The 22289-nt window shown below is 67.1% G+C and carries 22 protein-coding genes; 18 read left to right on the forward strand and 4 right to left on the reverse strand.

The window, feature by feature from the left end; translation table 11 throughout:
• Window positions 1-35 precede the first annotated feature (35 nt).
• From ACO6D6_RS00110 to ACO6D6_RS00175, 14 genes are all read left to right on the forward strand, one after another.
• Complete coding sequence (locus ACO6D6_RS00110; protein ID WP_484782283.1) at window positions 36-845, forward strand: spermidine synthase; 810 nt, start codon at window positions 36-38, stop codon at window positions 843-845.
• A 57-nt stretch (window positions 846-902) separates the two neighbouring features.
• Window positions 903-1442 (forward strand): orotate phosphoribosyltransferase, encoded by a 540-nt coding sequence (pyrE, locus tag ACO6D6_RS00115; RefSeq protein WP_484782285.1) that lies wholly within the window; start codon window positions 903-905, stop codon window positions 1440-1442.
• Window positions 1443-1542: 100 nt separating this feature from the next.
• Window positions 1543-2148, forward strand: coding sequence for a LemA family protein (locus ACO6D6_RS00120; protein ID WP_484782287.1), 606 nt, complete (start codon window positions 1543-1545; stop codon window positions 2146-2148).
• Between the two features lie 61 nt (window positions 2149-2209).
• Window positions 2210-3133, forward strand: coding sequence for a DUF368 domain-containing protein (locus ACO6D6_RS00125; RefSeq protein WP_484782289.1), 924 nt, complete (start codon window positions 2210-2212; stop codon window positions 3131-3133).
• A gap of 32 nt (window positions 3134-3165) precedes the next feature.
• Window positions 3166-3771 carry a TrmH family RNA methyltransferase gene (locus ACO6D6_RS00130; RefSeq protein WP_484782291.1) on the forward strand — a complete coding sequence of 202 codons (606 nt, stop codon included), beginning with the start codon at window positions 3166-3168 and terminating at the stop codon, window positions 3769-3771.
• A 5-nt stretch (window positions 3772-3776) separates the two neighbouring features.
• Window positions 3777-4352, forward strand: coding sequence for a hypothetical protein (locus tag ACO6D6_RS00135; RefSeq protein ID WP_484782292.1), 576 nt, complete (start codon window positions 3777-3779; stop codon window positions 4350-4352).
• Window positions 4353-4437: 85 nt separating this feature from the next.
• The gene (gene fbaA / locus ACO6D6_RS00140; RefSeq protein ID WP_484782293.1) at window positions 4438-5457 is read left to right on the forward strand and encodes a class II fructose-bisphosphate aldolase; all 1020 of its coding nucleotides are present in this window, start codon (window positions 4438-4440) and stop codon (window positions 5455-5457) included.
• A gap of 280 nt (window positions 5458-5737) precedes the next feature.
• Window positions 5738-7255 carry a sugar ABC transporter ATP-binding protein gene (locus tag ACO6D6_RS00145; protein WP_484782295.1) on the forward strand — a complete coding sequence of 506 codons (1518 nt, stop codon included), beginning with the start codon at window positions 5738-5740 and terminating at the stop codon, window positions 7253-7255.
• Window positions 7252-8259: an ABC transporter permease gene (locus ACO6D6_RS00150; RefSeq protein WP_484782297.1), complete on the forward strand. Its 1008-nt coding sequence runs from the start codon at window positions 7252-7254 to the stop codon at window positions 8257-8259. Before ACO6D6_RS00145 ends, ACO6D6_RS00150 begins: the two co-directional genes overlap by 4 nt.
• A gap of 99 nt (window positions 8260-8358) precedes the next feature.
• Window positions 8359-9387 (forward strand): substrate-binding domain-containing protein, encoded by a 1029-nt coding sequence (locus ACO6D6_RS00155; RefSeq protein WP_484782299.1) that lies wholly within the window; start codon window positions 8359-8361, stop codon window positions 9385-9387.
• Window positions 9388-9530: 143 nt separating this feature from the next.
• Window positions 9531-11294, forward strand: a complete 1764-nt coding sequence (locus tag ACO6D6_RS00160) for an L-fucose isomerase (RefSeq protein ID WP_484782300.1) — start codon at window positions 9531-9533, stop codon at window positions 11292-11294.
• Between the two features lie 206 nt (window positions 11295-11500).
• Window positions 11501-12898, forward strand: a complete 1398-nt coding sequence (locus ACO6D6_RS00165) for a rhamnulokinase (protein WP_484782301.1) — start codon at window positions 11501-11503, stop codon at window positions 12896-12898.
• Window positions 12895-13884: a LacI family DNA-binding transcriptional regulator gene (locus ACO6D6_RS00170; protein ID WP_484782303.1), complete on the forward strand. Its 990-nt coding sequence runs from the start codon at window positions 12895-12897 to the stop codon at window positions 13882-13884. Before ACO6D6_RS00165 ends, ACO6D6_RS00170 begins: the two co-directional genes overlap by 4 nt.
• Before the next feature lies 1 nt (window position 13885).
• The gene (locus ACO6D6_RS00175) at window positions 13886-14329 is read left to right on the forward strand and encodes an RbsD/FucU family protein (RefSeq protein WP_484782305.1); all 444 of its coding nucleotides are present in this window, start codon (window positions 13886-13888) and stop codon (window positions 14327-14329) included.
• Window positions 14330-14708: 379 nt separating this feature from the next.
• Here the strand turns inward: ACO6D6_RS00175 and ACO6D6_RS00180 are convergent, their stop codons facing one another.
• A complete protein-coding gene (locus ACO6D6_RS00180; protein WP_484782306.1) occupies window positions 14709-15299 on the reverse strand; it encodes a maleylpyruvate isomerase family mycothiol-dependent enzyme in 591 nt (196 codons plus the stop codon).
• Between the two features lie 113 nt (window positions 15300-15412).
• Here ACO6D6_RS00180 and cysE point away from each other — a divergent pair, with 113 nt between their 5' ends.
• Entirely contained in the window at window positions 15413-16216 is an 804-nt protein-coding gene (gene cysE, locus ACO6D6_RS00185; RefSeq protein ID WP_484782308.1) for a serine O-acetyltransferase, read from the forward strand.
• Between the two features lie 9 nt (window positions 16217-16225).
• Here the strand turns inward: cysE and ACO6D6_RS00190 are convergent, their stop codons facing one another.
• The gene (locus ACO6D6_RS00190; protein ID WP_484782309.1) at window positions 16226-18004 is read right to left on the reverse strand and encodes an acetyl/propionyl/methylcrotonyl-CoA carboxylase subunit alpha; all 1779 of its coding nucleotides are present in this window, start codon (window positions 18002-18004) and stop codon (window positions 16226-16228) included.
• 112 nt (window positions 18005-18116) lie between these two features.
• Here ACO6D6_RS00190 and ACO6D6_RS00195 point away from each other — a divergent pair, with 112 nt between their 5' ends.
• Both ACO6D6_RS00195 and ACO6D6_RS00200 read left to right on the forward strand, forming a co-directional pair.
• Window positions 18117-18608, forward strand: a complete 492-nt coding sequence (locus tag ACO6D6_RS00195) for an NUDIX hydrolase (RefSeq protein ID WP_484782311.1) — start codon at window positions 18117-18119, stop codon at window positions 18606-18608.
• Window positions 18605-19012, forward strand: coding sequence for a hypothetical protein (locus tag ACO6D6_RS00200; RefSeq protein ID WP_484782313.1), 408 nt, complete (start codon window positions 18605-18607; stop codon window positions 19010-19012). The genes ACO6D6_RS00195 and ACO6D6_RS00200 overlap by 4 nt, the downstream gene beginning before the upstream one ends.
• 10 nt (window positions 19013-19022) lie before the next feature.
• On the opposite strand, the gene ACO6D6_RS00205 is transcribed toward ACO6D6_RS00200, so the two are convergent.
• Window positions 19023-20054: a hypothetical protein gene (locus tag ACO6D6_RS00205; protein WP_484782315.1), complete on the reverse strand. Its 1032-nt coding sequence runs from the start codon at window positions 20052-20054 to the stop codon at window positions 19023-19025.
• Window positions 20051-21448: a coiled-coil domain-containing protein gene (locus ACO6D6_RS00210; protein ID WP_484782316.1), complete on the reverse strand. Its 1398-nt coding sequence runs from the start codon at window positions 21446-21448 to the stop codon at window positions 20051-20053. Before ACO6D6_RS00210 ends, ACO6D6_RS00205 begins: the two co-directional genes overlap by 4 nt.
• 159 nt (window positions 21449-21607) lie before the next feature.
• Here ACO6D6_RS00210 and ACO6D6_RS00215 point away from each other — a divergent pair, with 159 nt between their 5' ends.
• Entirely contained in the window at window positions 21608-22288 is a 681-nt protein-coding gene (locus ACO6D6_RS00215; protein ID WP_484782317.1) for a DUF6882 domain-containing protein, read from the forward strand.
• Window position 22289: the final 1 nt, after the last annotated feature.

Genomic DNA, 22289 nt, shown 5'->3' on the forward strand with positions numbered 1-22289 from the left:
CGGGGTCGCGCAGAAGGTCCTGGGATAATCGGCTCATGTCGCTGGTGCCAGATCCCCAACATCCGGGAGCTTTCCGCGTGGTGTTCGGGGATGCGTCCCAGTCCTGGGTGGATCCGGCCCGCCCGGACCTTCTCCTCTTCGAGTACGTCGTCCAGGTCTCGTTGCTCTTCGAACACGGCCTGGCCGACCTCGGACAGAGCGAACGAATCCGGGTGATCCACATCGGAGGGGCGGGACTCAGCATCCCGCGCTGGATCGCTCGGCGGCGGCCGGGAACGGCGCAGATCGTGTGTGAACCCGACGCCGGATTGACCGAGGAGGTCCGGCGGAAACTGCCCCTGCCGCCGCGCAGCGGCATCAAGGTGCGTGACGTCGACGGTCGCTCGGGAGTGGCCGCCATGCCCTCGGGCTACGCCGACCTGGTGGTGCTCGACGCCTTCGACGGAGCGCGGGTTCCCGGCGGGCTGGTCAGCGCCGAGTTCCTGGATGAACTGGTCAGGCTCGGCAGGGGCAGACGGATGGTGATCTGCAACGTGACCGACTCCTCTCCGTTCCGGTGGACCCGACGATTCGCCGCGGGGCTCGCGGAGCGCTGGCGTCACCTGCTGGTGGGAACCGAACCCGCGGTGTGGAAGGGGCGTCGGTTCGGCAACCTGCTGCTCGTCGCGTCCGGAACCCGGGTGGACGAGACCGGTTTGCGCCGCGACAGCGCGAAACAACCCTGCCCCTACCGCTGGATCGGGGGAAGGGAACTGAGGAGCTGGGTCGGGGGTGCGGAACCGTTCACGGACGCGGACACGCAAGATTCGCCACCGCCCTCCGGCAGCAAGCTGTGGTTCTCGTGATGGAACAATGGGCGGCGACCCCGAGCCCGCGGTGGGCCTGAGATCACAGGAGCCGAAATGACTGATCGTGAAGACCTGATCCGTGCCGTCAAGGAACTGGCCGTCGTGCGTGGCCGGGTGACCCTGGCGTCCGGGAAGGAAGCCGACTACTACGTCGACATGCGTCGCGTGACCCTCGACGGGGTGGCCTCACCGCTGGTGGGACGGGTCATGTCGGAGCTGACGGCCGACCTGGACTTCGATGCCGTCGGGGGACTGACCCTGGGAGCCGATCCGGTCGCCACCGCCATGCTTCACGCCAGGGCCGCGGCGGGGGGCCGGTTGGACGCCTTCGTGGTGCGCAAGGAGGCCAAATCCCACGGCCTCCAGCGCCGCATCGAGGGCACCGACGTAGCGGGCCGCCGGGTGCTCGTGGTGGAGGACACCTCGACGACGGGCGGATCGGCCCTGACCGCGGTGGAGGCCGTGCGCAGAGCGGGCGGAGAGGTGGTGGCCGTGGCCGTGGTCGTGGACCGCGCCACCGGGGCGGCGGAACGCGTCGCCGAGGCTGGTCTGGAATACCGCTACGCCATTGGGCTGGACGATCTCGGGCTCTGACCGGTCACCCCCCGCGGCGTCGCGACCCCGGTACGCGGGCCCGAGGACCTCACGAGGCGCTACCGTTGTTGTGAGCCAAATTTTCTAAGGAGCTGAGTTCATGCCATTTCTGTTGAGCTTCATCGGGATCCTGTTGATCCTGGTCCTCGTGGGACTCCTGTGGGGTGTCTCCTCCTACAACGGCCTGGTGAAGGCGCGCAACGTCATTCAGGAGTCCTGGCGGCAGATCGATGTGGAATTGAACCGCCGCTACGACCTCATTCCGAACCTCGTCGAGACGGTTCGCGGTTACGCGGCCCACGAGAGAGGTGTCCTGGAGAAGGTCACGAGCCTCCGCCAGAACGCGATGGCCCTCGCGGCCCAGGTGCAGGGAGCACCCAACGAGCAGCGCGCAGCTGCCGAGTCCGCCCTGACCGAGGCGGTTCGTGGCCTGATGGTTTCCGTCGAGTCCTACCCCAACCTGAAGTCGAACACCAACTATCTGGAGCTGCAGCGCGAACTCGCCGACACCGAGGACAGGATCGCCGCCAGCCGTCGCTTCTACAACGCGAACGTGCGCGACTACAACACCCGCATCGAATCGGTGCCCACCAACATCATCGCTGGAATGGGCAAGTTTGAGCGCGCCACCTACTTCGAGGTCAATGACCCGACGGTTCGGCAGGCCCCGACGGTCAACTTCGGACAGCCCCCCGCAGGAGCCTGATCGCGCCGAACGGCAACTGACGCTAACGTTGTCCGCCGGGTCGGTCGCGAGAAGGAGCCTGATGCAAAACCCGAGGCGCGCCGCTGGGCGCTTCAACCCGACAACCGCTGTTGCCAACCTCGTCAGGGGAATGTTGATCGGCCTCGCCGAGCTGGTGCCCGGCGTCTCGGGAGGCACGATCGCCCTGATATCGGGCATCTACGAGCCGCTCATCAACTCGGCCAGCCACATGGTCAGTGCGGTGAAACGCGTGGTGACCGGCAAGTTCTCCGAGGCGGGTGCCGAGCTCAGGAAGGTCCGCTGGGGCATCGTGATCCCGGCCCTGCTGGGTATGGCCATCGTGGTGGTGGCCATGGCGGGGATCATGAAGGTGTTCGTGGGGGACACTCCTCAGCTTGCGCACGCGCTGTTCTTCGGGATGGTCCTGGCCTCCGTCGTCGTCCCGGTGATGGAGATCAAACCGGAGGACATGAACACGGGAAGGAAGAAAGCGGTCGTGGCCGTGCTGTTCCTGACGGCTGCCGTTGCTGCTTTCTTCCTGACCGGCCTGGGAGCGGGAGGCGCCATCGAGGGGCCTCCCGCCTGGATGATCTTCGGGTCGGCGGCGATCGCTGTCTGTGCCTTGGTGTTGCCCGGGATCTCGGGGTCGTTCATGCTGAAGATCTTTGGTTTGTACGTGCCGACCATGGCCGCGGTTGAGGCCCGGAGCTTCGGCTATCTGGGTCTGTTCGCCGCTGGTGCCGTGGTGGGGTTGGGGTTGTTCGTGAAGGGTCTCAACTGGTTGCTCGAGCACAAGCACGCCGCCACCATGGCCGTCATGTCGGGTCTGCTGCTCGGTTCGCTCCGGGCGGTCTGGCCGTGGAGCCCGGACGGGGCTCCCCTGGCTCCGGATGCACACTGGTCGATACTGCTCGGGCTGGCCCTGCTCGGTGCCATCGTGGTGGTTGGCATAGTGTGGGTCGACCGGCGTCTGAAGCAGCGGTGAGCCCCGGCGCGGAAAGCCCCGCGGCCCCGGTCGTGGGGGTAGGGCCCCATCTGCTGCCCTGGCCCTCCGACGACCGGCTGGACCCGGAGTTGCTGGCCGGTGGGGACCGGCGCAACGTCATCGACCGCTACCGTTACTGGAAACTCGAGGCGATTGTCGCTGATCTCGATCTCAGCCGGTCCGGGTTGCACGTGGCCATCCAGAACTGGGAACACGACTTCAACATCGGTTCCATCGTGCGCACGGCGAACGCCTTCAACGTCGGCGGGGTCCACATCGTCGGGAGGCGGCGCTGGAACCGGCGGGGCGCTATGGTCACCGACCGTTACCTCCACGTCCACCACCACGAGACCGAGGAGTCGCTGTTCGGCTGGCTGGGGGAGCGGGGCATCGAGGCGGTCGGGGTGGACAACCTGCCCGGGTCGGTGCCTTTGGAGGCCGCTGCCCTGCCTCGTGACGTCTGCCTGGTCTTCGGGTCTGAGGGGCTCGGCCTGACCCCCGGCGCGGTGGCGGGTTGCGCCCGGCTCGTCGCCATCACCCAGCGCGGTTCCACCCGATCCCTGAACGCGGGTGCCGCTGCCGCCATCGCCATGTACCACTGGGCCCTCCAACACCCGGTAGTGGAGCCTCTAGCATGAAAGCCATGACCCCAGCAGAACGATTCGCGGTTGCCCTGACCCCGGCCCCCACGGCCGCGCGCATCGCCAGGCAGCGTTCCGCGCTTCGCCTCCAGGTGATCTTCGCGCTGGTCTTCGGTGCGGTCCTGCTGCTGGTGTGGCTGGGACCGGTGTTCCTGCCGGAGGACGCCAGGCAGGCCGTTCAGGGGGCCCTTCCCTCCTGGAGCCTCCCGGCCCTCGCGGTGATCTGGGCGGTACCGACGCTGGTTCGCGTCATCGCCACGGTGGTTTCCCTCAAGCGCGCGAAACAGGACCTGGCCTCCCTGGGACAGGGGGTGGGGCTCTACATCGACGGCACCGGGGTGGAGTTCGTCCACCCCGAACAGGTGCGCGCCCGCTGGGCCGAGATCACGGCCCTGAAGATCTCCGGGCGGACTTGGGGAGCAGGTCCGCGGCTGCGGCTGGAGGTCTCGGGACGGGAGGTGGCGAGCATCCCGATCAGCTTCCTGGACGCCATGCCCGGGGCCATCGACTCGGCCGCCAGGGCCAGGTCCATGGGGAGGATCGGGGTGGATGCCTCGGACATGGACCGGCTGCTCTGAGCATTGACATCCCGGGGCTCCCCCCGGACGGGCGTTGCGCGATAGGCTGGGCCCGTTCCTAGTCTTCAGCACGAAAAGAGGCATCATGCCAGTTGCAACTCCTGAGGTCTACGCCCAGATGATCGATCGGGCCAAGGAAGGCAGGTTCGCCTACCCGGCCATCAACGTCAGCTCCTCCCAGACGCTGAACGCCGCCCTGCAGGGCTTCGCCGAGGCGGGTTCTGACGGCATCATCCAGGTCTCCACGGGTGGCTCCGAGTACTTCTCCGGCCCCACGATCAAGGACAAGGTCGCAGGCGCCTCCGCCTTCGCCGCTTTCGCCCAGGAGGTCGCGAAGAACTACCCCATCAACGTTGCGCTCCACACCGACCACTGCCCCAAGGACAAGCTGGACAGCTTCGTGCGTCCGTTGCTGGCCATCTCCGAGGAACGCGTGAAGAACGGCAAGCTTCCGCTGTTCCAGTCGCACATGTGGGACGGTTCCGCGGTGCCGATGGAGGAGAACCTGACCATCGCCGACGAGTTGCTGAGCCGCTGCGCCAAGGCGAACATCATTCTCGAGATCGAGGTTGGTGTCGTCGGCGGCGAGGAGGACGGCGTCTCCGCTGAGATCAACGAGAAGCTCTACACCACCGTCGCCGACGGCCTGCGCACCGTCGAGGTGCTCGGCCTGGGTGAGAAGGGCCGCTACATGACGGCGCTGACCTTCGGGAACGTGCACGGCGTGTACAAGCCCGGAGCGGTGAAGCTGCGCCCGGAGGTGCTGAAGGAGATCCAGGACGCCGTCGGCGCCAAGTACGGCAAGGAGCGTCCGTTCGACCTCGTGTTCCACGGCGGATCCGGTTCCAGCCCGCAGGAGATCTCGGACGCCGTGGACTTCGGTGTGGTGAAGATGAACATCGACACCGACACCCAGTACGCCTTCACCCGTCCCGTCGTGGACCACATGTTCCGCAACTACGACGGCGTGCTGAAGATCGACGGTGAGGTCGGCAACAAGAAGCAGTACGATCCGCGCGCCTGGGGCAAGGCCGCCGAGGCGGGCATGGCCAAGCGGGTCGTCGAGGCCTGCGAGTACCTGCGTTCCGCAGGCACCCACGCCTGACCAAGGGCAACACCGGCCGGGTGGTCGTCCCCAGGGGCGGCCACCCGGTTTTTCATGTCCGGTGCCGCGGTTGAGGAGGAAAAGTGCCATCCTCTCCGGGAGCCAGCGGAAAGGCATTTGTGGCAGCGTTGCCATGTGGCTCTGACTAGGGGTTTTGAGAAAACTTGATAACCATTGCATAACGCACTTGACGCGTCCCGAGGAGGTGGTGATAGCGTTAACATCCGCCGGGGCGGATACCTTCGCAGATCTCGGCGGATCAGTACACGAAGGAGTGCAAGTGACGGAGCTGCTCAAGCTGAAGAACATCAGCAAGACCTTCCCCGGGGTCAAGGCGCTGCAAAACGTCAACCTCGACCTCAAGGCCGGAGAGGTGCTCGGTCTGTGCGGGGAGAACGGCGCGGGCAAGTCGACGCTGATGAAGATCCTCACCGGTATCTACACCGCCGACCCCGGGGGTGAGATCTGGCTCGAGGGCAGCAGGGTCGCGGTGGGTGGGGTGAACCACGCCCGGGAACTGGGGCTGTCCATCATCCACCAGGAACTGAACATGGTCCCCGACCTGACCGTGGCGCAGAACCTGTACCTCGGCCGCCCGGGCAGCCACCGGGCGGGCTGGATCAACGACGCCAAACTGAACCGCGAGGCCGCCGAGCTCTTCGAGCGCCTCGGGATGAACCTCGACCCGGCCGCCCGGATCGGGGACCTCTCCGTGGCCCGCCAACAGATGGTCGAGATCGCGCGGGCCCTGTCCTACAACTCCCGCGTCCTGGTCATGGACGAGCCCACGGCAGCTCTGACCGTCGGTGAGACCGAGGCGCTGTTCGGGATGATCCGCGACTTCATCACCCCCGAGACCGGGCTGATCTACATCTCCCACCGGATGCCGGAGATCGAGGAGATCACCGACCGCGTCTCGGTGTTGCGCGACGGCCAGTACATCGGCACCGTGACCACAAAGGATGTCGAGATGCGCGAGATCATCTCCATGATGGTCGGCCGCGAGGTCTCCTCCGATGCCCGGCCGCGCACCGAGGTGACCTCCGACGAAGTGGTGCTGAAGGTGGAGGGGCTGGCCACCAAGAAACTGCTGCACGACGTCAGCTTCGAGGTCCGCAAGGGCGAGATCCTCGGTTTCGCCGGACTCATGGGGGCCGGGCGCACGGAGGTGGCCCGCTGCATCTTCGGCGCCGATCCGCGCGCCGCGGGCGAGATCTGGATCCACGGCAGGAAGGTGTCGATCAACACCGCTGCGGACGGCGTGCGAAACGGCATCGGCTATCTGTCCGAGGACCGCAAACAATTCGGCCTGCTCCTGGAACAGGACATCAAACAGAACGCCGTGATGGCGGCGATGAAGGACTTCAACATCGGTGGATTCATCCTCGACGGCAAGATCCGCACCGTCGGTGAGGAGTACAGCAAGAGGCTGCGGGTCAAGACCCCGTCGGTCAACCAGCTGCTCGGCAAGCTGTCGGGCGGCAACCAGCAGAAGGTGGTCATAGCCAAGTGGCTGATCCGCAACTGCGACATCCTCATCTTCGACGAACCCACCCGCGGTATCGACGTCGGCGCGAAGGAAGAGATCTACGAGCTGCTGGAGCAGCTCTGCGGCCAGGGCAAGGCCATCCTCATGATCTCCTCGGAACTGCCCGAGGTGCTGCGGATGAGCCACCGGATCGCGGTGATGGCGCACGGCCACATCACCGGTTTCCTCGACAACGAGGAAGCCACCCAGGAGAACATCATGGAACTTGCCACCCTCGGCAAGGCGCAGCTGAAAGGAAACGCAGCGTGAGCAACAACACCGGGACCGCCGAGGCGGTGGCGGCGCCGAATCCGGTCCTCCGGATCGCGAAATCTTCCCTGCAGCAGATCTTCGTGTTCGCGGCCCTCGCGATCATCTACCTCTTCTTCTGCTTCGCGGCACCCAACTTCGCCCAGTTCGGGGTGGCCCTGGACATCATCCAGCAGTCCGCCTACATCGGGGTGATGGCGCTGGGGGCCACCTTCGTCATCGCCACCTCCGGCATCGACCTGAGCTCCGGGACCGGCATGACGCTGGTGGCGGTCTTCGCGGGAATCTTCCTCTCGGGGGACTGGATGAACCTTCCACTCGGTGGCGGTCTCGTGCTGATTCTCCTGGTGGGTGCGCTGCTCGGTCTGGTCAACGGTGTGAACATCTCCTTCCTGGGGCTGCCGCCGTTCATCGCGACCCTGGCCATGATGATGGCCGCCCGCGGGCTCGCGCTGGTGCTGACCAACAAGTCGACGATCTCCATCAAGAACCCCGACTACAAATGGCTCGCCGCCGGTGAACTGATCCCCGGCGTCGCCAACGCCATCCCGCTGTTCATCATCCTCGCGATCATCGCCAGCGTGCTGCTCAACAAGACCCTCCTGGGGCGCTACGCCCTGGCCATCGGCTCCAACGAGGAGGCCACCCGCCTCAGCGGCGTCAACATCAAGCTCTGGAAGACCCTGGTCTACGTCACCGCAGGTATCTTCGTGGCGCTCGGCGCCATTCTCTACTCGGCGCGGTTCGGTTTCGTCCAGCCATCCGAGGGCGTCGGCTTCGAGCTCTACGTGATCGCGGCCGTCGTCATCGGCGGCACGTCCCTGGCTGGTGGCCGCGCCAACATTCTCGGCACGGTCGTGGGCGCCCTGATCATGGAAACCCTCCGCAAGGGCATGCAGATGATGGGGGTCGCCCAGGAATGGCAGCTCGTCGTCACCGGCATCGTCGTGCTCATCGCCGTTTTCGTCGACAACGTCAGGCGCCGCCGCGCGGCCGCGGTCTGAACAGCGAACCAGAACCTTCTCCTGACAACTGAATAACCCGAGGGTCCTGAACACCCTCTCTGCCGGGGCGTCGAAGCCCCTGACTAGAAAGGAAAGACCATGCGTCTTCTGCGTCCCGCCGTCGCCCTCGCCTCCGTTCTGGCGCTCGGGCTCTCGGCCTGCACCACCTCCACCTCCAGCAGTGGGGAGGCCAGCAAGACGGCCGACAAGTCGTCCACCGCCGCGGCCACCGCGGTCGCCGACAGCGACGTCCCCAAGGGTGACAACACCAAAACCATCTACCTGGTTTCCAAGGGTTTCCAGCACCGCTTCTGGCAGGCGGTGAAGGAAGGTGCGGAGGACGCCGGCAAGAAGTTCGGATACAAGGTCGAGTTCGTCGGTCCCGAGAACGAACAGGCAGTCACGGAACAGCTCAACCAGCTCCAGACCGCCCTCGATTCCAAGCCCGCCGCCATTGGTTTCGCCGCTCTCGATTCCGGCGCCGCCGCCGATCTGCTCGGAAAGATCAAGGCCGCGAACATCCCGGTGGTCGCCTTCGACTCCGGCGTGGACTCCGACATCCCGCTGTCCACCGTCCAGACCGACAACAATGCGGCTGCGGCCGAGGCGGCCAAGCACATGGTCGAGCTGCTGGGCGGCAACGGCAAGGTCGGCCTGATCTGCCATGACCAGACCTCGCAGACCGGCAAGCAGCGCTGCGACGGCTTCAAGGAGTACATCAGGACCAACGCCCCCGGCATCACCCTGCTGCCCGAGCAGGTCGCGGGCGAGGTCGGTCTGGCCGCCAACACCTCCAAGTCGATGATCCAGGCCAACCCCGACATCGCGGGCATCTACGGTTCCAACGAGGCCGCCGCCACCGGCGCCATCCAGGGTGCCAACGAGTCCGGTGCCAAGGTCACCGTCGTCGGGTTCGACTCCGGGAAAACCCAGATCGAGGCCATCAAGGCCGGCACCCAGGCCGGGGCCGTCACCCAGTCGCCGGTGAAGATCGGCTACGAGACCGTCAAGGCCGCCATCCTCGCGGTCAACGGCAAGGAGCTGCCCAAGACCATCGACTCCGGGTTCGCCTGGTATGACAAGACCAACATCGACGATCCCAGCATCAAACCCAACCTCTACGAGTGATCCTCCGTTTTCGCCGGGCGGGTGCCGCCCCGCCCGGCGGGAGCCTTCCAATTTGACCGGTTCCCGCGTCTCGAAACCGTCAGCTTCGGGACACCGGAATTGATCAAGCCCGGTAACCGCAATCGAAGTTTAAGGAACAATTCATGACGAACCATCCGAAGATCGGCATCCGTCCCATCATCGATGGCCGGCGCCGCGGGGTCCGCGAGAGCCTCGAGGACCAGACCATGAACATGGCCAGGCGTGTCGCCGCCCTTTACGAGGCGGAGCTGCGCTACATCGACGGCAACCCCGTCGAGTGTGTCATCGCCGACTCCACGATCGGCGGGGTGGCCGAGGCGCAGGCCACCGCCGAGAAATTCCGCCGCGAGAACGTGGGCCTCACGCTGTCCGTGACCCCCTGCTGGGCGTACGGAACCGAGACCATCGACATGGACCGCACCATCCCGCACGCCATCTGGGGTTTCAACGGTTCGGAGCGTCCCGGCGCGGTCTACCTGGCCGCGGCGCTCGCCGGACACACCCAGCTGGGCATTCCCGCCTTCGGTATCTACGGCGAGCACGTGCAGGACGCCGATGACGAGACCATCCCCGACGAGGTGCGTCAGCGGCTGCTCGACTACGCCGTCTGTGGCCTCGCCGTCGCCCAGATGAAGGGACGCTCCTACCTGTCCATGGGTGCGGTCTCCATGGGCATCGCGGGTTCCGTGGTCAAGGACGAGTTCTGGACCAAGTACCTGGGCATGCGCAACGAGTACATCGACATGAGCGAGTTCGCCCGCCGCGTGAACGAGGAGATCTACGACGTCGAGGAATACGAGAGGGCACTGGCCTGGGTGAAGGAGAACTTCCGCCAGGGCGAGGACTTCAACCCCCCGCACAACCAGAAACCCGAACTGCACGACGACTGGTGGGCCTACTCGGTCAAGATGACCCTCATCGCACGTGACCTCATGGCCGGCAATCCCCGGCTCGCGGAGAAGGGCTGGGGCGAGGAGGCGCTCGGGCGCGGCGCCATCGCCGCCGGTTTCCAGGGGCAGCGGCAGTGGACCGACGGGTTCCCCAACGGCGACCTGATGGAGACCATCCTCAACACCACCTTCGACTGGAACGGCACCCGCGCGCCCCACATCCTGGCCACCGAGAACGACTCCCTCAACGGCGCCTCGATGCTCTTCAACCACCTGCTGACCAACACCGCCCAGCTGTTCAGCGACGTGCGCACCTACTGGAGTGCCGAATCCGTCGAACGCGTCACGGGGCACAGGCTCGAGGGCCGGGCCGCCGGCGGCATCATCGACCTGCGCAACTCCGGGCCCACCACCCTCGACGGCACCTTCGCCGCGGTGCGTGACGGCCAGCACGTCATCAAACCCTGGTGGGAGGTCACCGAGGAGGATCAGAAGGCCATGCTGGAGGGCACCACCTTCCACCCAGCCACCTACGAGTACTTCCCCGGCGGCGGCATGTCCACCCACTTCCGTTCCGCAGGTGACGTGCCCGTCACGATGTGCCGCATCAACCTCGTGGACGGACTCGGTCCCGTTCTCCAGATCGCCGAGGGCTGGACCGTGGAACTGCCCGACGAGGTCGCCACCGTCATCGAGAACCGCACCGACCGCACCTGGCCCACCACCTGGTTCGTGCCGAACCTGACCGGCGAGGGCCCGTTCACTTCCGTCTACGAGGTGATGAACGCCTGGGGAGCCAACCACGGTGCGATCAGCTACGGCCACATCGGTGCCCGCCTCATCACGCTGGCCTCCATGCTGCGCATCCCCGTCAACATGCACAACGTTCCCGTCGAGCAGGTCTTCCGCCCGAAGAACTGGCTCGGTTTCGGCACCGCCGACCTGGAGGGCGCTGACTACCGCGCCTGCGCCCAGTTCGGCCCGTTGTACGGCTGAGCCGGTCCGCACCGGAACCCCTCGGAGGTGAAGGCCGGTGCGGGCCAGTTCACCGATGAGCCGATTCGTCCTCGGCTCGTCCCAGCGAGGGAATCGCCGCGAGAACCCAGCTCCGCGGCGATTCCCCCGCGAGGTTGCCCACCCAGCTACCAAAGTTGTGTTGGCAACACCACGTTTGTCCAGAACCAGTTTTTCAGGAGAGTCCCGTGACTGCCACTGCCCTAGCCGTCGACCTTGGTTCCTCCTCCGGGCGGGTGATCGCGGGGGTACTGGACGATGGCCGCATCACCGAGACCGAGGTGTACCGTTTCCCGCACACCGCCGCGATGCGCGACGGCTACCTGTGCTGGGACCTCGACCTGATCCGGCAGGAGATGATCAAGGGGTTGCAACTGGCCGTCGAACGGTTCCCCGACGCGACCAGCGTCAGCATCGACACCTGGGGAGTCGACTGGGTTGCCCTGGGCACGGACGGTGAACCCCTCACCCCGGGACGCTGCTACCGCGACGAACGCACCAACCGCACCCTCGCCGCCTTCCGGGAGAGACTGCCCGACGCGAGGGCCTGGGAGTTGACCGGGACGGCGCCGGCCACCATCAACTCCGCGAACCAGCTGTTCGCCTACCTCAGCGAGGAACCCGAATCGGCGGCGCGCACCGAGCAGATCCTGTTCCTGCCCGACTGGTTCACCCACCTGCTGACGGGCGCCCGCGGCTGGTCGCGTTCCATCGCATCCACCTCCGGTCTGTGCGCCCCGGGTGTCAACGACTGGGCCGGTGAGGTTTTCGACGCCCTCGGGATTCCCCGTTCCTGGGTGGGGGAACTGACCCCCGAGTACGGCATCGCGGGGCCCTGCACCGTAGCCGGGCTGGAGCAGCTGACCGTGGTGCGGGCCGGCGCCCACGACTCCGCCTGCGCGGTCGCCGCCCTGCAACGCGACGAGGGCGCCACGTGCTTCCTGTCGGCCGGGTCGTGGTCGGTGCTGGGGGTGCTGCGGGACGAACCTCTGCTCGGTGAACAGGCCCGTGCCCTTGGGCTGACCAACGAGGCCCGCGCCGACGGCGGGGTGCGTCCCCTGTTCAACATCACCGGGCTGTGGATCCTCCAGGAGTGCCAGCGCGACTGGCAGGCGGCCGGGCAGGTCCACGACATCGTCGCCCTGGTCGAGGCCGCCCGCCGGGCCGACTCCCTGGGTGTGGTGATCGACCCCGACGATCCCCGGTATGCGAAACCCGGCTCCATGGTGGAACGCGTCACCGAGGCCCTACGGGCGGGGGGAGCCCCTGCGGGGATCAGCCAGGGGCAGCTCGTCAGGGCGCTGTGCGAGTCCTTCGCCGAGCGCTACGCCCGGGGGGTGAGGGATCTCACTGCGCTCACCGGCCAGGCCCCGACGCAGCTGAACCTCGTCGGTGGCGGATCCCGCAACACCCTGCTGTGTGACCTGACCGCGCGTTCCCTCGGTGTTCCCGTGCTGGCGGGGCCCGCGGAGGCCTCCACCCTCGGGTCGCTGCTGGGGCAGTTCGAGATCACCGGGGCGCTCGACCCGGCCCGCAGGAACGAGGTCATCGCCGCCACCGCCGAGACCAGGATCCACCGGCCATGAGGTTCAGCGCCCGCCGGGCCCGGCTCTCCGACGTCGCGAAACTCGCAGGGGTCTCCAGTCAGACCGTTTCCCGGGTGGTGCGCGGCGCCAGCGTCGTGGCTCCGGAAACCCGGGCACGGGTGCTGGCCGCCGTCGAGGAGCTCGGCTACCGCCCCAACCTGGCGGCCCGATCGCTGTCGAACCGTCGCACCGGTGTGATCCACGTCGTCAACGCCACCCCGCTGTTCGGCGGGCACGCACGCACCTTCCTGTCGATCGTCTCGGAGCTCGGGCGGCTCGGCTACCAGACCTCCGTGGCGGGCCGTCCCAAGAACCAGAACCCCACCCTGGACCAGCTCGTGCCGCTCGGGGTGGACGGGATCTTGGTGCTGGGTGGTCACGCCCAGTCCACGGATCTCGTCTCGGTGCTGCACGGCCGGATACCGGCGGTGTTCGTCGGGCAACGGTTCGACCTCCCGGACGACGTCGCCAGCGTCGCCATTGACCAGGAAGCGGCGGCCCGGAAGGCCGCCAACCACCTGGTGGAGCTGGGACGCCGGCGGTTGCTGCACATCTGTGGCCCCTCCGACTGGTTCGACGCCCACGAACGCCGCGACGGTTTCAACGCGGCCTGCCGGGAAGCCGGGATCGAACCGATCAAGGTCTCGGCCAATTCATGGGAGGCCCGGTGTGGCTACGCGCTCGGGGAGCAATTCCCCAGCGACATCGACGGTTTGTTCGCCAGCAACGACCACCTGGCGCTCGGGGCGCTGCGTTGGCTGGCGGAACACGACCGGGCCGTGCCCGGGGACGTGGCGGTGGTCGGCGTCGACGACGTCGACGGGGCTGACAGCTTCCTGCCTCCCCTGACCACCATCCGGCAACCGCACCAGGAGGTGGGGACCTGCGCCGTGGGGCACCTGGCCGAGCTGATCGCCGGGGGACCGGCCAGACACACGCTCCTCGCCCCCGAACTGATCATCCGAGAATCCACGAAAGGAAACTGACATGCTGTACGGACCCATGACCCACCCCGGGCTGCTGGCGGCGCTGGGACGCAGCGGGCACAGCGGCAAGATCCTGATCACCGACGGCAACTACCCGGTCGCGAGCGGGGCACCCGCGGCGGCGGAACGCATCTTCCTGAACCTCGCGCCCGGGCTGCTCGACGTCACCCAGATCCTCGAGGTGCTGAAACGCACCGTCCCCATCGAACGGGCCGGGTTGATGGTGCCCGCCGCGGACGCGGTGGGCATTGAGGCCCCGGACGTGATCCCCGCCCACGACGAGTACCGGGCCTCCCTGCCCGGCGTGGCCTTCGACGAGATTCCCCGCTGGGATTTCTACGACGCCGCGAAGGCCGAGGACGTCACCGTCGTGATCGTCTCGGCGGACCAGCGGCTCTACGCCAACCTGCTGCTCACCATCGGGGTGCGTTCCCCCGGCGAATGAGAAGAACCCCGAGAGGTTTCCCACCCGGCGTTGACTGAGCCGAGCCTCGGCGAGCCGGCCTGTAACTCATCCGAAGATGGTTGAGCCGACCTGTTCTCTCCGAAGTTGGTTGAGCCGACCCGCGAGCGTCAGCGAGCCGGTCGTGTCGAAACCATGCGGCGGGCCGCCCCGCGCCGATCGCGGCTGAGGAGATGGACGGGCGGCCGGGGGAGGGGGATCCCCGGCCGCCAGCAGGACCGCTGCGGCGAGCCCCGCGAACCTGGCCGTGATCTTCCTGAATCCCATTGCTGTCCCGCCTTTCGGTTTCGTCCCTTGGGAAGAATCCTTGGGCTCGCAACGATGGGTTTCCCCTGAGAAGCCGGTGCGTTTCCTGTGAACCTCAGAGGTTCACGATCTCCACCCGGGCGGCCTCGGTACGCCCGTACACCCACATCAGCAGCTCGCCGGGTTCGCCAGTGATCTGCTTGGTGACGGGGCCGCGCCCGATCCTTCCGTGACCGCCCTGCGGGGTGCGGAACTCCCAGGATGCGAACGGGTGCAGCTGCCGGGAGGCCGTCCTGAGACGCCGCCACAGGGCCTCGGCCAGGTCGGGGGAGATCTCCTGCTTGGGCAGCCGGTTCGGGCGGCGCACGTCCTCGGTGTGGATGAAGTACTCGCCGAGGGAGTGCCGGTGCTCCTCCCGGGGATCGGTCGGCATGCACGCGAAGGACGCGGGACCGGTGCGGATCTCCTCGACCAGCCCGGCGTAGGAGAACCGTTCCTTCGTCCGCCGGATCTCCCGGTCCGTGAGCCACGAGAACGGCGGCAGCAGCATTCCCGCCCAGGCGAGGGGCCCGTGGTTCAGGATCCAGACGTGCGCGGCGAGATCGAAGGCGGTCCAACCCGAGCACAGCGTCGGGGCGTCCGGGGTGACCATGGACAACACGCGACAGAACTCGTCGCGCTGGGCGTTACGCAACTCTGCGGTCATGCAACGAGCCTACCCGGGAGGCGGAAACGGAAGGTTGAACCGGTGCGGTGGGAATGCGGGCAGGTAGCCTTTGTGTTTCCGTTTCGGCAGTCATCAAACCACTTGGAGAAGCAATGGATCCTGCACGTATCGTCGCCGACCACCTGATCTGGGAGTCCATCCGTGCCGAGTGCGCCGAGGCCGCCGCCAACGAGCCGCTGCTGGCCGGGTTCCTGTCGCACGTGGTGCTCAGCCAGCCCGACCTGGAAACCGCGCTGGCCTACATCCTCGCCGCGAAACTCGACAACGCCACCCTCCCGGCCCTCAGCCTCCGCGACATCATCCTCGACGTGCTGCGCGAAGAGAAGTGCATCCAGAACGCCATCCGCGCCGATCTGCAGGCCGTGGTCTACCGCGACCCCGCCGCCGCCGGATACGCCAATCCGCTGCTCTACTTCAAGGGTTTCCACTCCATTCAGGCCTACCGGGTGGCGCATTCCTACTGGGAACGTGACCGCCACTGCCTGGCCCTGTACCTGCAGTCGCGGATCTCGGAGGTGTTTGCCGTCGACATCCACCCTGCCGCGCGGATCGGGAAGGGGATCATGTTCGACCACGCCACCAGCGTGGTGATCGGCGAGACCGCGGTGGTGGAGGACGACTTCTCCATGCTCCACGAGGTCACCCTCGGCGGCTCCGGCAAGGAGGGGGGTGATCGCCATCCCAAGATCGGGCGTGGCGTCATGATCGGAGCAGGAGCCAAGGTGCTCGGCAACATCCGGATCGGGGAGGGCGCGAAGATAGGTGCGGGTTCCGTGGTGCTGAAGGACGTCCCCCCGCACACCACGGTCGCGGGAATCCCCGCGAAGGTCGTCAGCGTGCCCAGCGCCGCCCTGCCCGCCCTCGACATGGACCAGTTCCTGCCATCGGTGCAGTAGCGATCAGGGCTACTCCGGGTCGATGATCTCGCAGATCACGTCGCCCGCGTTGACGGGCTGCCCCGGGGCGATGGCTATCCTCACCACCTGACCGGGCCGGTGGGCGTGCAGCGGTTGTTCCATCTTCATGGCCTCGATGACCGCCACCACCTGACCCTCCTCGATGACCTCGCCCTCCTGGACGGAGAGTTTCACCACGGTGCCCTGCATGGGGCAGATCAGGCCGTTTCCGCTCGGGGCGGAGACCTTGGCGCCGCCCCGGTCGCGGCGGGTGGGACGTTTCGGGGTCTTGCTGCGGGCCTCGGGACGGGTTCCGAAGCCGGCGGGCAGCTTCACCTCCATGCGACGCCCATTGACCTCCACGGCGATCAGTTCCGGCTCGCCCAGGTCCTCGGGCTCACCCAGCACCCCCGTGTAGGCGGGGATCTCATTGGTGAACTCGGTCTCGATCCAGCGGGTGTGGACCCTGAACCCGCCGTCGGCGGCCACGAAGTCGGGTTCCTCCAGCAGGACCTGGTGGAACGGGACGACCGTCGGCATCCCCTCGATCTGCAGCTCACCCAGGGCGCGGCGGGCCCGGGTCAGGGCCTGGCGGCGGTTCGCGCCGGTGACGATCAGCTTCGCCACGAGCGAGTCGAAGGCTCCCGGGACGGTCATGCCCACGTGATAGCCCTCGTCCACGCGGATTCCGGGACCGGTGGGGGCGTGCCACTTGACCAGGGTGCCGGGGGCGGGCATGAAACCACGTCCCGCGTCCTCGGCGTTGATGCGGAACTCTATGGAGTGGCCGTGGATCGCGGGGTCGTCGTAGCCCAGCTCCTCACCCTCGGCGATGCGGAACATCTCCCGCACCAGGTCCAGTCCCGTGACCTCCTCGGAAACCGGATGTTCCACCTGAAGCCGGGTGTTGACCTCCAGGAAGGAGATGGTTCCGTCGAGGCCGACGAGGAACTCGCAGGTTCCCGCCCCGACGTATCCGGCTTCCTTAAGGATGGCCTTCGACGAACTGCGCAGCAGGTCTTCCTGTTCCGGGCTGAGGAACGGGGCCGGCGCCTCCTCGACGAGCTTCTGGTGGCGGCGCTGCAGCGAGCAGTCGCGGGTGGAGACCACCACCACGTTGCCGTGTTCATCGGCCAGGCACTGGGTCTCCACGTGCCGGGGTTTGTCCAAGTAGCGTTCCACGAAACATTCGCCGCGCCCGAAGGCGGTGATGGCCTCCCGGGTGGCGGAGTCGAAAAGTTCGGGAATCTCCTCGAGGGTGCGGGCCACCTTGAGCCCTCGACCACCACCGCCGAAAGCGGCCTTGATGGCCACGGGCAGGCCGTGCTGCTCCGCGAAACGCACCACCTCCGCGGCGTCGGCGACGGGATCCGGGGTGCCCGGCACCTGTGGGGCACCCACCTTCTGCGCGATGTGGCGGGCCCTGACCTTGTCTCCCAGGCTCTCGATGGCCTCGGGGGGTGGGCCGATCCATTTCAGGCCCGCATCCATGACGGCTCTGGCGAAGCTGGCGTTCTCGGCGAGGAAACCGTAGCCCGGGTGCACGGCGTCGGCTCCGGAGCGGCGCGCCACGCTGAGGACTTTCTCCACGTTCAGGTAGGTGTCCGCGGGGGTTGCCCCGCTCAGGGCGAAGGCCTCGTCCGCGAGCCTCACGAACAGGGAGTCCGCATCGGAGTCGGCGTACACCGCGACGGAGGCGATGCCCGCGTCGCGTGCGGCCCGGATCACCCTGACGGCGATCTCCCCGCGGTTGGCGATCAGAACCTTCGAGATAACTCCGCTGTTCACCTTCTGCCTCCTCCGGTAGAACCTCTTCGGCGGAGTCTAGTGGCAACCACAAACCTGTGCCCCGTCCGCTGCATCCGGACAGGAATTTCGCAACAGGGCCTAGGGTTGAGCCATGCCGACACCTGAGTTCATCCTTGAGCTGCGCCGCCACATCGGGAACGAGACACTGTGGCTGAGCGGGGCCAATCTCGTGGTGCTGCGGGAGGGGGATACCGGACCGGAAGTGCTGCTCGGCCGCCGTTCCGACGACGGCAACTGGGCCGCGATATCCGGGATCGTGGAGCCGGGGGAGAACCCCGCCGACACGGTGGTGCGGGAGGCCTTGGAGGAGGTCGGCATCGAGGTGGAGGTGGAGCGGATGCTGTGGTTGGACGTCATGGACGAGGTCACCTTCCCAAACGGTGATCGCTGTCGTTTCCTGGACCACGGGTTCCGGGGCCGGCTGGTGGGTGGCCGGCCCGGGATCGGTGACGGTGAGATCAGCGACTTCGGTTGGTTCCCGGTGGACCGGCTTCCGGTCCCGCGGCAGGAACGGTTGGCGGAGCAGGTGCGCATCTGCCTGGAGGATCCCCGCGACGTCGTGCTCGGGTTGGAGCGCCGATGAGGCGAACAGCTGCCGGGTTGCTGGTGTTCCTGGTGCTCGCGGGCTGCACCACCCCGCCGCCCCAGCCGGCCACCCCGGAGGTCACCTGGAGCGCCAGCGCCCCCGCCGGCGGCGTCACCTTGACCCAGCTCGGGTTCCGAAACGGCCCGGCCGAGTTCTGGCTTCCCTCCGGGCTGGTGATTCGCGACCGCGTCGACCTGGAAACCAACGTCACCTTGACGATCACGTCCCCCGGCGGGGCGGAACTCGCGGCCTGGCTCAGACGAAACTTGCCCGCCGCCGGATTCGAGATCACGGCTGACGGGCAGGACTCGTTGTTGTTCCGGCGCGGTCAGTGGCAGGGGGCCTTCACCGTCACCGGAGGACTCTCGGCGCTTTCCCTGCGCACCGATCGCGAGCAGTGAGCTGGTCGGATCACCTGGCCTTGGTGGTCGACTTGGCCGAGGTGTTCTTCTTCGTGGTGGCCTCCTCGGCGGCAACGTCGCCGGGGCTGGTCGGGCTGGCGGGCGCCAGGTTCATCGACAGGGCGCTGCCTCCCAGGGTGGACAGCATCTGACGGACGTTCGCGAGCTGCTCGGTGATGGAGTCGCGACGGGCAGCCAGGGCGCTCAGTTCGCGCTCGGACTCACGCTTGACGCGCTCGGCGGCGATCCGCGCGTTCTCCAACCGCGACTTGGCCTCGGAGGCAGCGCGTTCCCGTTCCTCCGCAGCGGAGGCGTGGGCCTCCTCAAGGACCCGGGTTGCCTCGGTCTGGGCCTCCATCAGTTTGTCGTTGGCCACCGCGAGAGCACGTTCGTGGTTGGCCATCTGGGTGGCGAACTCGGCGGTCGCACGTTCCCGGCGTTCCGCCAGCGTGGCCTCGAACTCGGCCGCGGCGGCACCGGCGGCGGCGCGCTGCTGTTCGAAGACGGCCTCGGCTTCGCGGCGACGCGCGGAGGCCTCGCGGTCGGCGTGATCCAGCAGCTCGTCAGCCTCGCGGTTGGCCTGCTCGATGACCCGGGCGGCGTCGGCCTCAGCCTTGCTTCGGGTCTCGGTGGCGTAACCATCCGCGGCCGCGCGGGCGTGCTCCACCTCGTGGGCCACCTGGATCTCCATGGCCTCGGCATCCTCCTGGGCGCGCAGCCGGATGTCGTCGGCCTCCTCCTGGGCAAGGCTCAACATCTGGGCGATCCGTTCCCCGAGGGAGGTGAAGTCGGTGCCGTGGCCGTTCGAGGCGTGTGTCTGGGCCTGGTTCACCTGTTCCTGGAGCTCGCTCACCTGTTGCTGCAGCCCGGTGACACGGCCCTGTGAGGCCTCGAGCGCCTGGTTGAGCTTGTTGATCTCAACCGTCTGGGTGGCCGCCTCCTGCAGGGCGGCGGCGTGTGTCTGTCGCATCCGGCGCAAAACGGAATCGACTTGGGCTGGATCGTAGCCCCGGCGCACCGTTGCGAATGTTTCGTCGGTCATCGGTCTCCTAATTCATTCTTGCCGGGCGCGGCCAAAGCCTCAATGACCCCGGACAGTTTATTCAGCTGGGATGTGATCTCGTCGCGTTGCCTGGAAAGTGCCTTGACCTCATCGCGTGCATCTCTCAGTCGGCGTCGTGCGTCTGCGCGGGCGTGCTCTGCTTCCGCGCGGGCTTTTTCGACATCACGTTTGGCGGCTTCGCGATCGGTTCGCAATTTCGTGTAGTGCTCCGAGTGGAGCTGCTCCAGTTCGGTCATCGTCTGCTCGCGCAGCGTCTGGGCCTCGTCCTTGGCGACGGAGAGAATCCGGTTGGCCCGCTCGACCAGTTCCCGTGACTCCTCCGCGGCGGTGCGACGGCGGTTCTCGGCCTCCTGCTCGGCGGTGCGACGAGTTCGCTCGGCCTCCTGCTGGGCGGCCGAGAGCAGGCTCCCGACCCGCTCGTTCGCCTCCCGGACGGCCGCGACGGTGGCGGCCTCCGCCACCGCCAACTCGTGGCGGCGGGAAACGATGAAGGCGTCGAGGTCGTCCTTCTGGGTCTGCTTCCAGACTTCCAGTTCCTCCGCCGCCTCGGCCCGTTTCGCATCCACCTCGGCCTCGACGCTGCTGCGCAGGTCGGCCACGGTCTGTTTGGTCCAGCTCAGCTGCGAGGAAGCCTCCTTGAGCAGCTGCTGGGATTCCTTCTGGGCCGAGGCGAGCAGGTCCTCGCGCTGTTTCTCGGCGGTGGCCACCGTGGCCTCCGCGGCGGCGACGTACTCCTCACGCCACTTGGTGGTTGATTCCCTGATCCGCTCCGCCTCCTCGCGGGCCTTCTTGATGATCTCCCCGGCTTCCAGGCGGGCCGATGCCAGGAACTTCTTGGTCTCGGCCTCAGCCTCCGTTCTGCGTTCGGCGATGCCCTTCTCGCATTCCTGTTCCCGTTCGGCCCAGGTGGCTTCCAGCTTCTCCTGTTCGACGCGTTGCTGTTGCGTGACCTCTTCTGCGGCCTCCTTGGCCTTTGTCAGGATCTGCTCAGCCTCGTCGTGGCTGTTGCGGATTATCTGCTCCGCCTCCAAGGTGGCGTCGGCGCGCAGTTGGTCGCAGGTCTGCTCCGCCCCGGCCACCAGCCGGGCCGCCCGGGAGGAGGCCTCGCGCATGGTGGAGCGCGCCTCCTCGTCGGCCTTGACCATGCGCTGCCGGGCCTGGCTGCGGGTGTCGGCCAATTCCTGCCGGGCCTGTGCGTTCGCCGCCGCGAGGTCCTCGGCCGCAGTTCGTTCCGCCTCGTGGCGCCGCAGGATCTCCAGCACCTCTGCGCGGGTCTCGGCTCTCAGCTGATCGGCCATCGCCTGCGCCTGGTCCAGAATCCTGGCAGCCTTCGCCCCGACGTCTGTCAGGGGAGAGCGGGCAGGCAGCGACATGTCCCAATTCTGCTGCTCGGCCAAGCCGTCCTTCAAGTCCCCGCCGAGACTGGTCAACCGGCGATAACACATCGAGGTAGTTGAAACTGAAATTGGCTTCGTTGGGGGAGGGTATGACTTTCCTCGGGAACCGGAACGAAAATGTGGAAGCATTGCATCATGGCTGTGACCCTCGCTGACGCCCTGACCGATTTCGCCCTGCTCGCCGTGGAGGGCCAGCAGGCCCTGTTCGACGAGGACGGTGCTGCCGAGTGGAGTGCCGACCTGGACCAGCGCCTGCTGTGGTTGGGGGAGCGGGTCCACGAGATCGCGATGATCGGTACCTCGTCCGAGATATCCAACACCTGGATGTGGTCCTGGGCGAACCCGGGTTATGGTGCATCGCATCCCGCGGTCACTGCGATCCTGCCCGGGTGTGCAAAGGGACGTGAGGCCGGCATCCCGGAGTTCGCCGCGGAATCCTTCTCCCTGGACGGCGTGACGGACTACGGCATGAGGCCGGGATCGGCTGTTGCGTTCCTCGCCGCCCGGCTGTCGGGCGCGCCCGCGGTCTATGCCGCTCCGTACAGCAACGGGGTGGCCTATCTGGCGGTCCTAAACCTCGCACTGCCGATCCCCAGACCGGAGTCGCTGCCGCGGATGTTGTCGGCCTGCCTCCAGTACTCCGGGAATCACCGGCAGACAATCGGCAACTTCGGGGCCCAACGAGGGCTCAAACCGATACGGACCAACGACGGCGGCATCGTCCTGAGCTACCCGAACGGAACGCGCGTGCACTGTACCTTCGACGACTGGAGCCGGGTCACCCAGGTGCGGATGGAGCAACCCGGTCAGGGGTGAG

It is taken from the genome of Arachnia sp. (assembly GCF_057238465.1).

Coding starts and splice junctions, on each gene's coding strand:
- ACO6D6_RS00175 (WP_484782305.1), top strand. CDS start 13,886: ATGCTGTACGGACCCATGACCCACCCCGGGCTGCTGGCGGCGCTGGGA.
- ACO6D6_RS00160 (WP_484782300.1), top strand. CDS start 9,531: ATGACGAACCATCCGAAGATCGGCATCCGTCCCATCATCGATGGCCGG.
- ACO6D6_RS00155 (WP_484782299.1), top strand. CDS start 8,359: ATGCGTCTTCTGCGTCCCGCCGTCGCCCTCGCCTCCGTTCTGGCGCTC.
- ACO6D6_RS00125 (WP_484782289.1), top strand. CDS start 2,210: ATGCAAAACCCGAGGCGCGCCGCTGGGCGCTTCAACCCGACAACCGCT.
- ACO6D6_RS00195 (WP_484782311.1), top strand. CDS start 18,117: ATGCCGACACCTGAGTTCATCCTTGAGCTGCGCCGCCACATCGGGAAC.
- ACO6D6_RS00205 (WP_484782315.1), bottom strand. CDS start 20,054: ATGACCGACGAAACATTCGCAACGGTGCGCCGGGGCTACGATCCAGCC.
- ACO6D6_RS00135 (WP_484782292.1), top strand. CDS start 3,777: ATGACCCCAGCAGAACGATTCGCGGTTGCCCTGACCCCGGCCCCCACG.
- ACO6D6_RS00120 (WP_484782287.1), top strand. CDS start 1,543: ATGCCATTTCTGTTGAGCTTCATCGGGATCCTGTTGATCCTGGTCCTC.
- fbaA (WP_484782293.1), top strand. CDS start 4,438: ATGCCAGTTGCAACTCCTGAGGTCTACGCCCAGATGATCGATCGGGCC.
- ACO6D6_RS00110 (WP_484782283.1), top strand. CDS start 36: ATGTCGCTGGTGCCAGATCCCCAACATCCGGGAGCTTTCCGCGTGGTG.
- ACO6D6_RS00180 (WP_484782306.1), bottom strand. CDS start 15,299: ATGACCGCAGAGTTGCGTAACGCCCAGCGCGACGAGTTCTGTCGCGTG.
- cysE (WP_484782308.1), top strand. CDS start 15,413: ATGGATCCTGCACGTATCGTCGCCGACCACCTGATCTGGGAGTCCATC.
- pyrE (WP_484782285.1), top strand. CDS start 903: ATGACTGATCGTGAAGACCTGATCCGTGCCGTCAAGGAACTGGCCGTC.
- ACO6D6_RS00210 (WP_484782316.1), bottom strand. CDS start 21,448: ATGTCGCTGCCTGCCCGCTCTCCCCTGACAGACGTCGGGGCGAAGGCT.
- ACO6D6_RS00215 (WP_484782317.1), top strand. CDS start 21,608: ATGGCTGTGACCCTCGCTGACGCCCTGACCGATTTCGCCCTGCTCGCC.
- ACO6D6_RS00200 (WP_484782313.1), top strand. CDS start 18,605: ATGAGGCGAACAGCTGCCGGGTTGCTGGTGTTCCTGGTGCTCGCGGGC.
- ACO6D6_RS00170 (WP_484782303.1), top strand. CDS start 12,895: ATGAGGTTCAGCGCCCGCCGGGCCCGGCTCTCCGACGTCGCGAAACTC.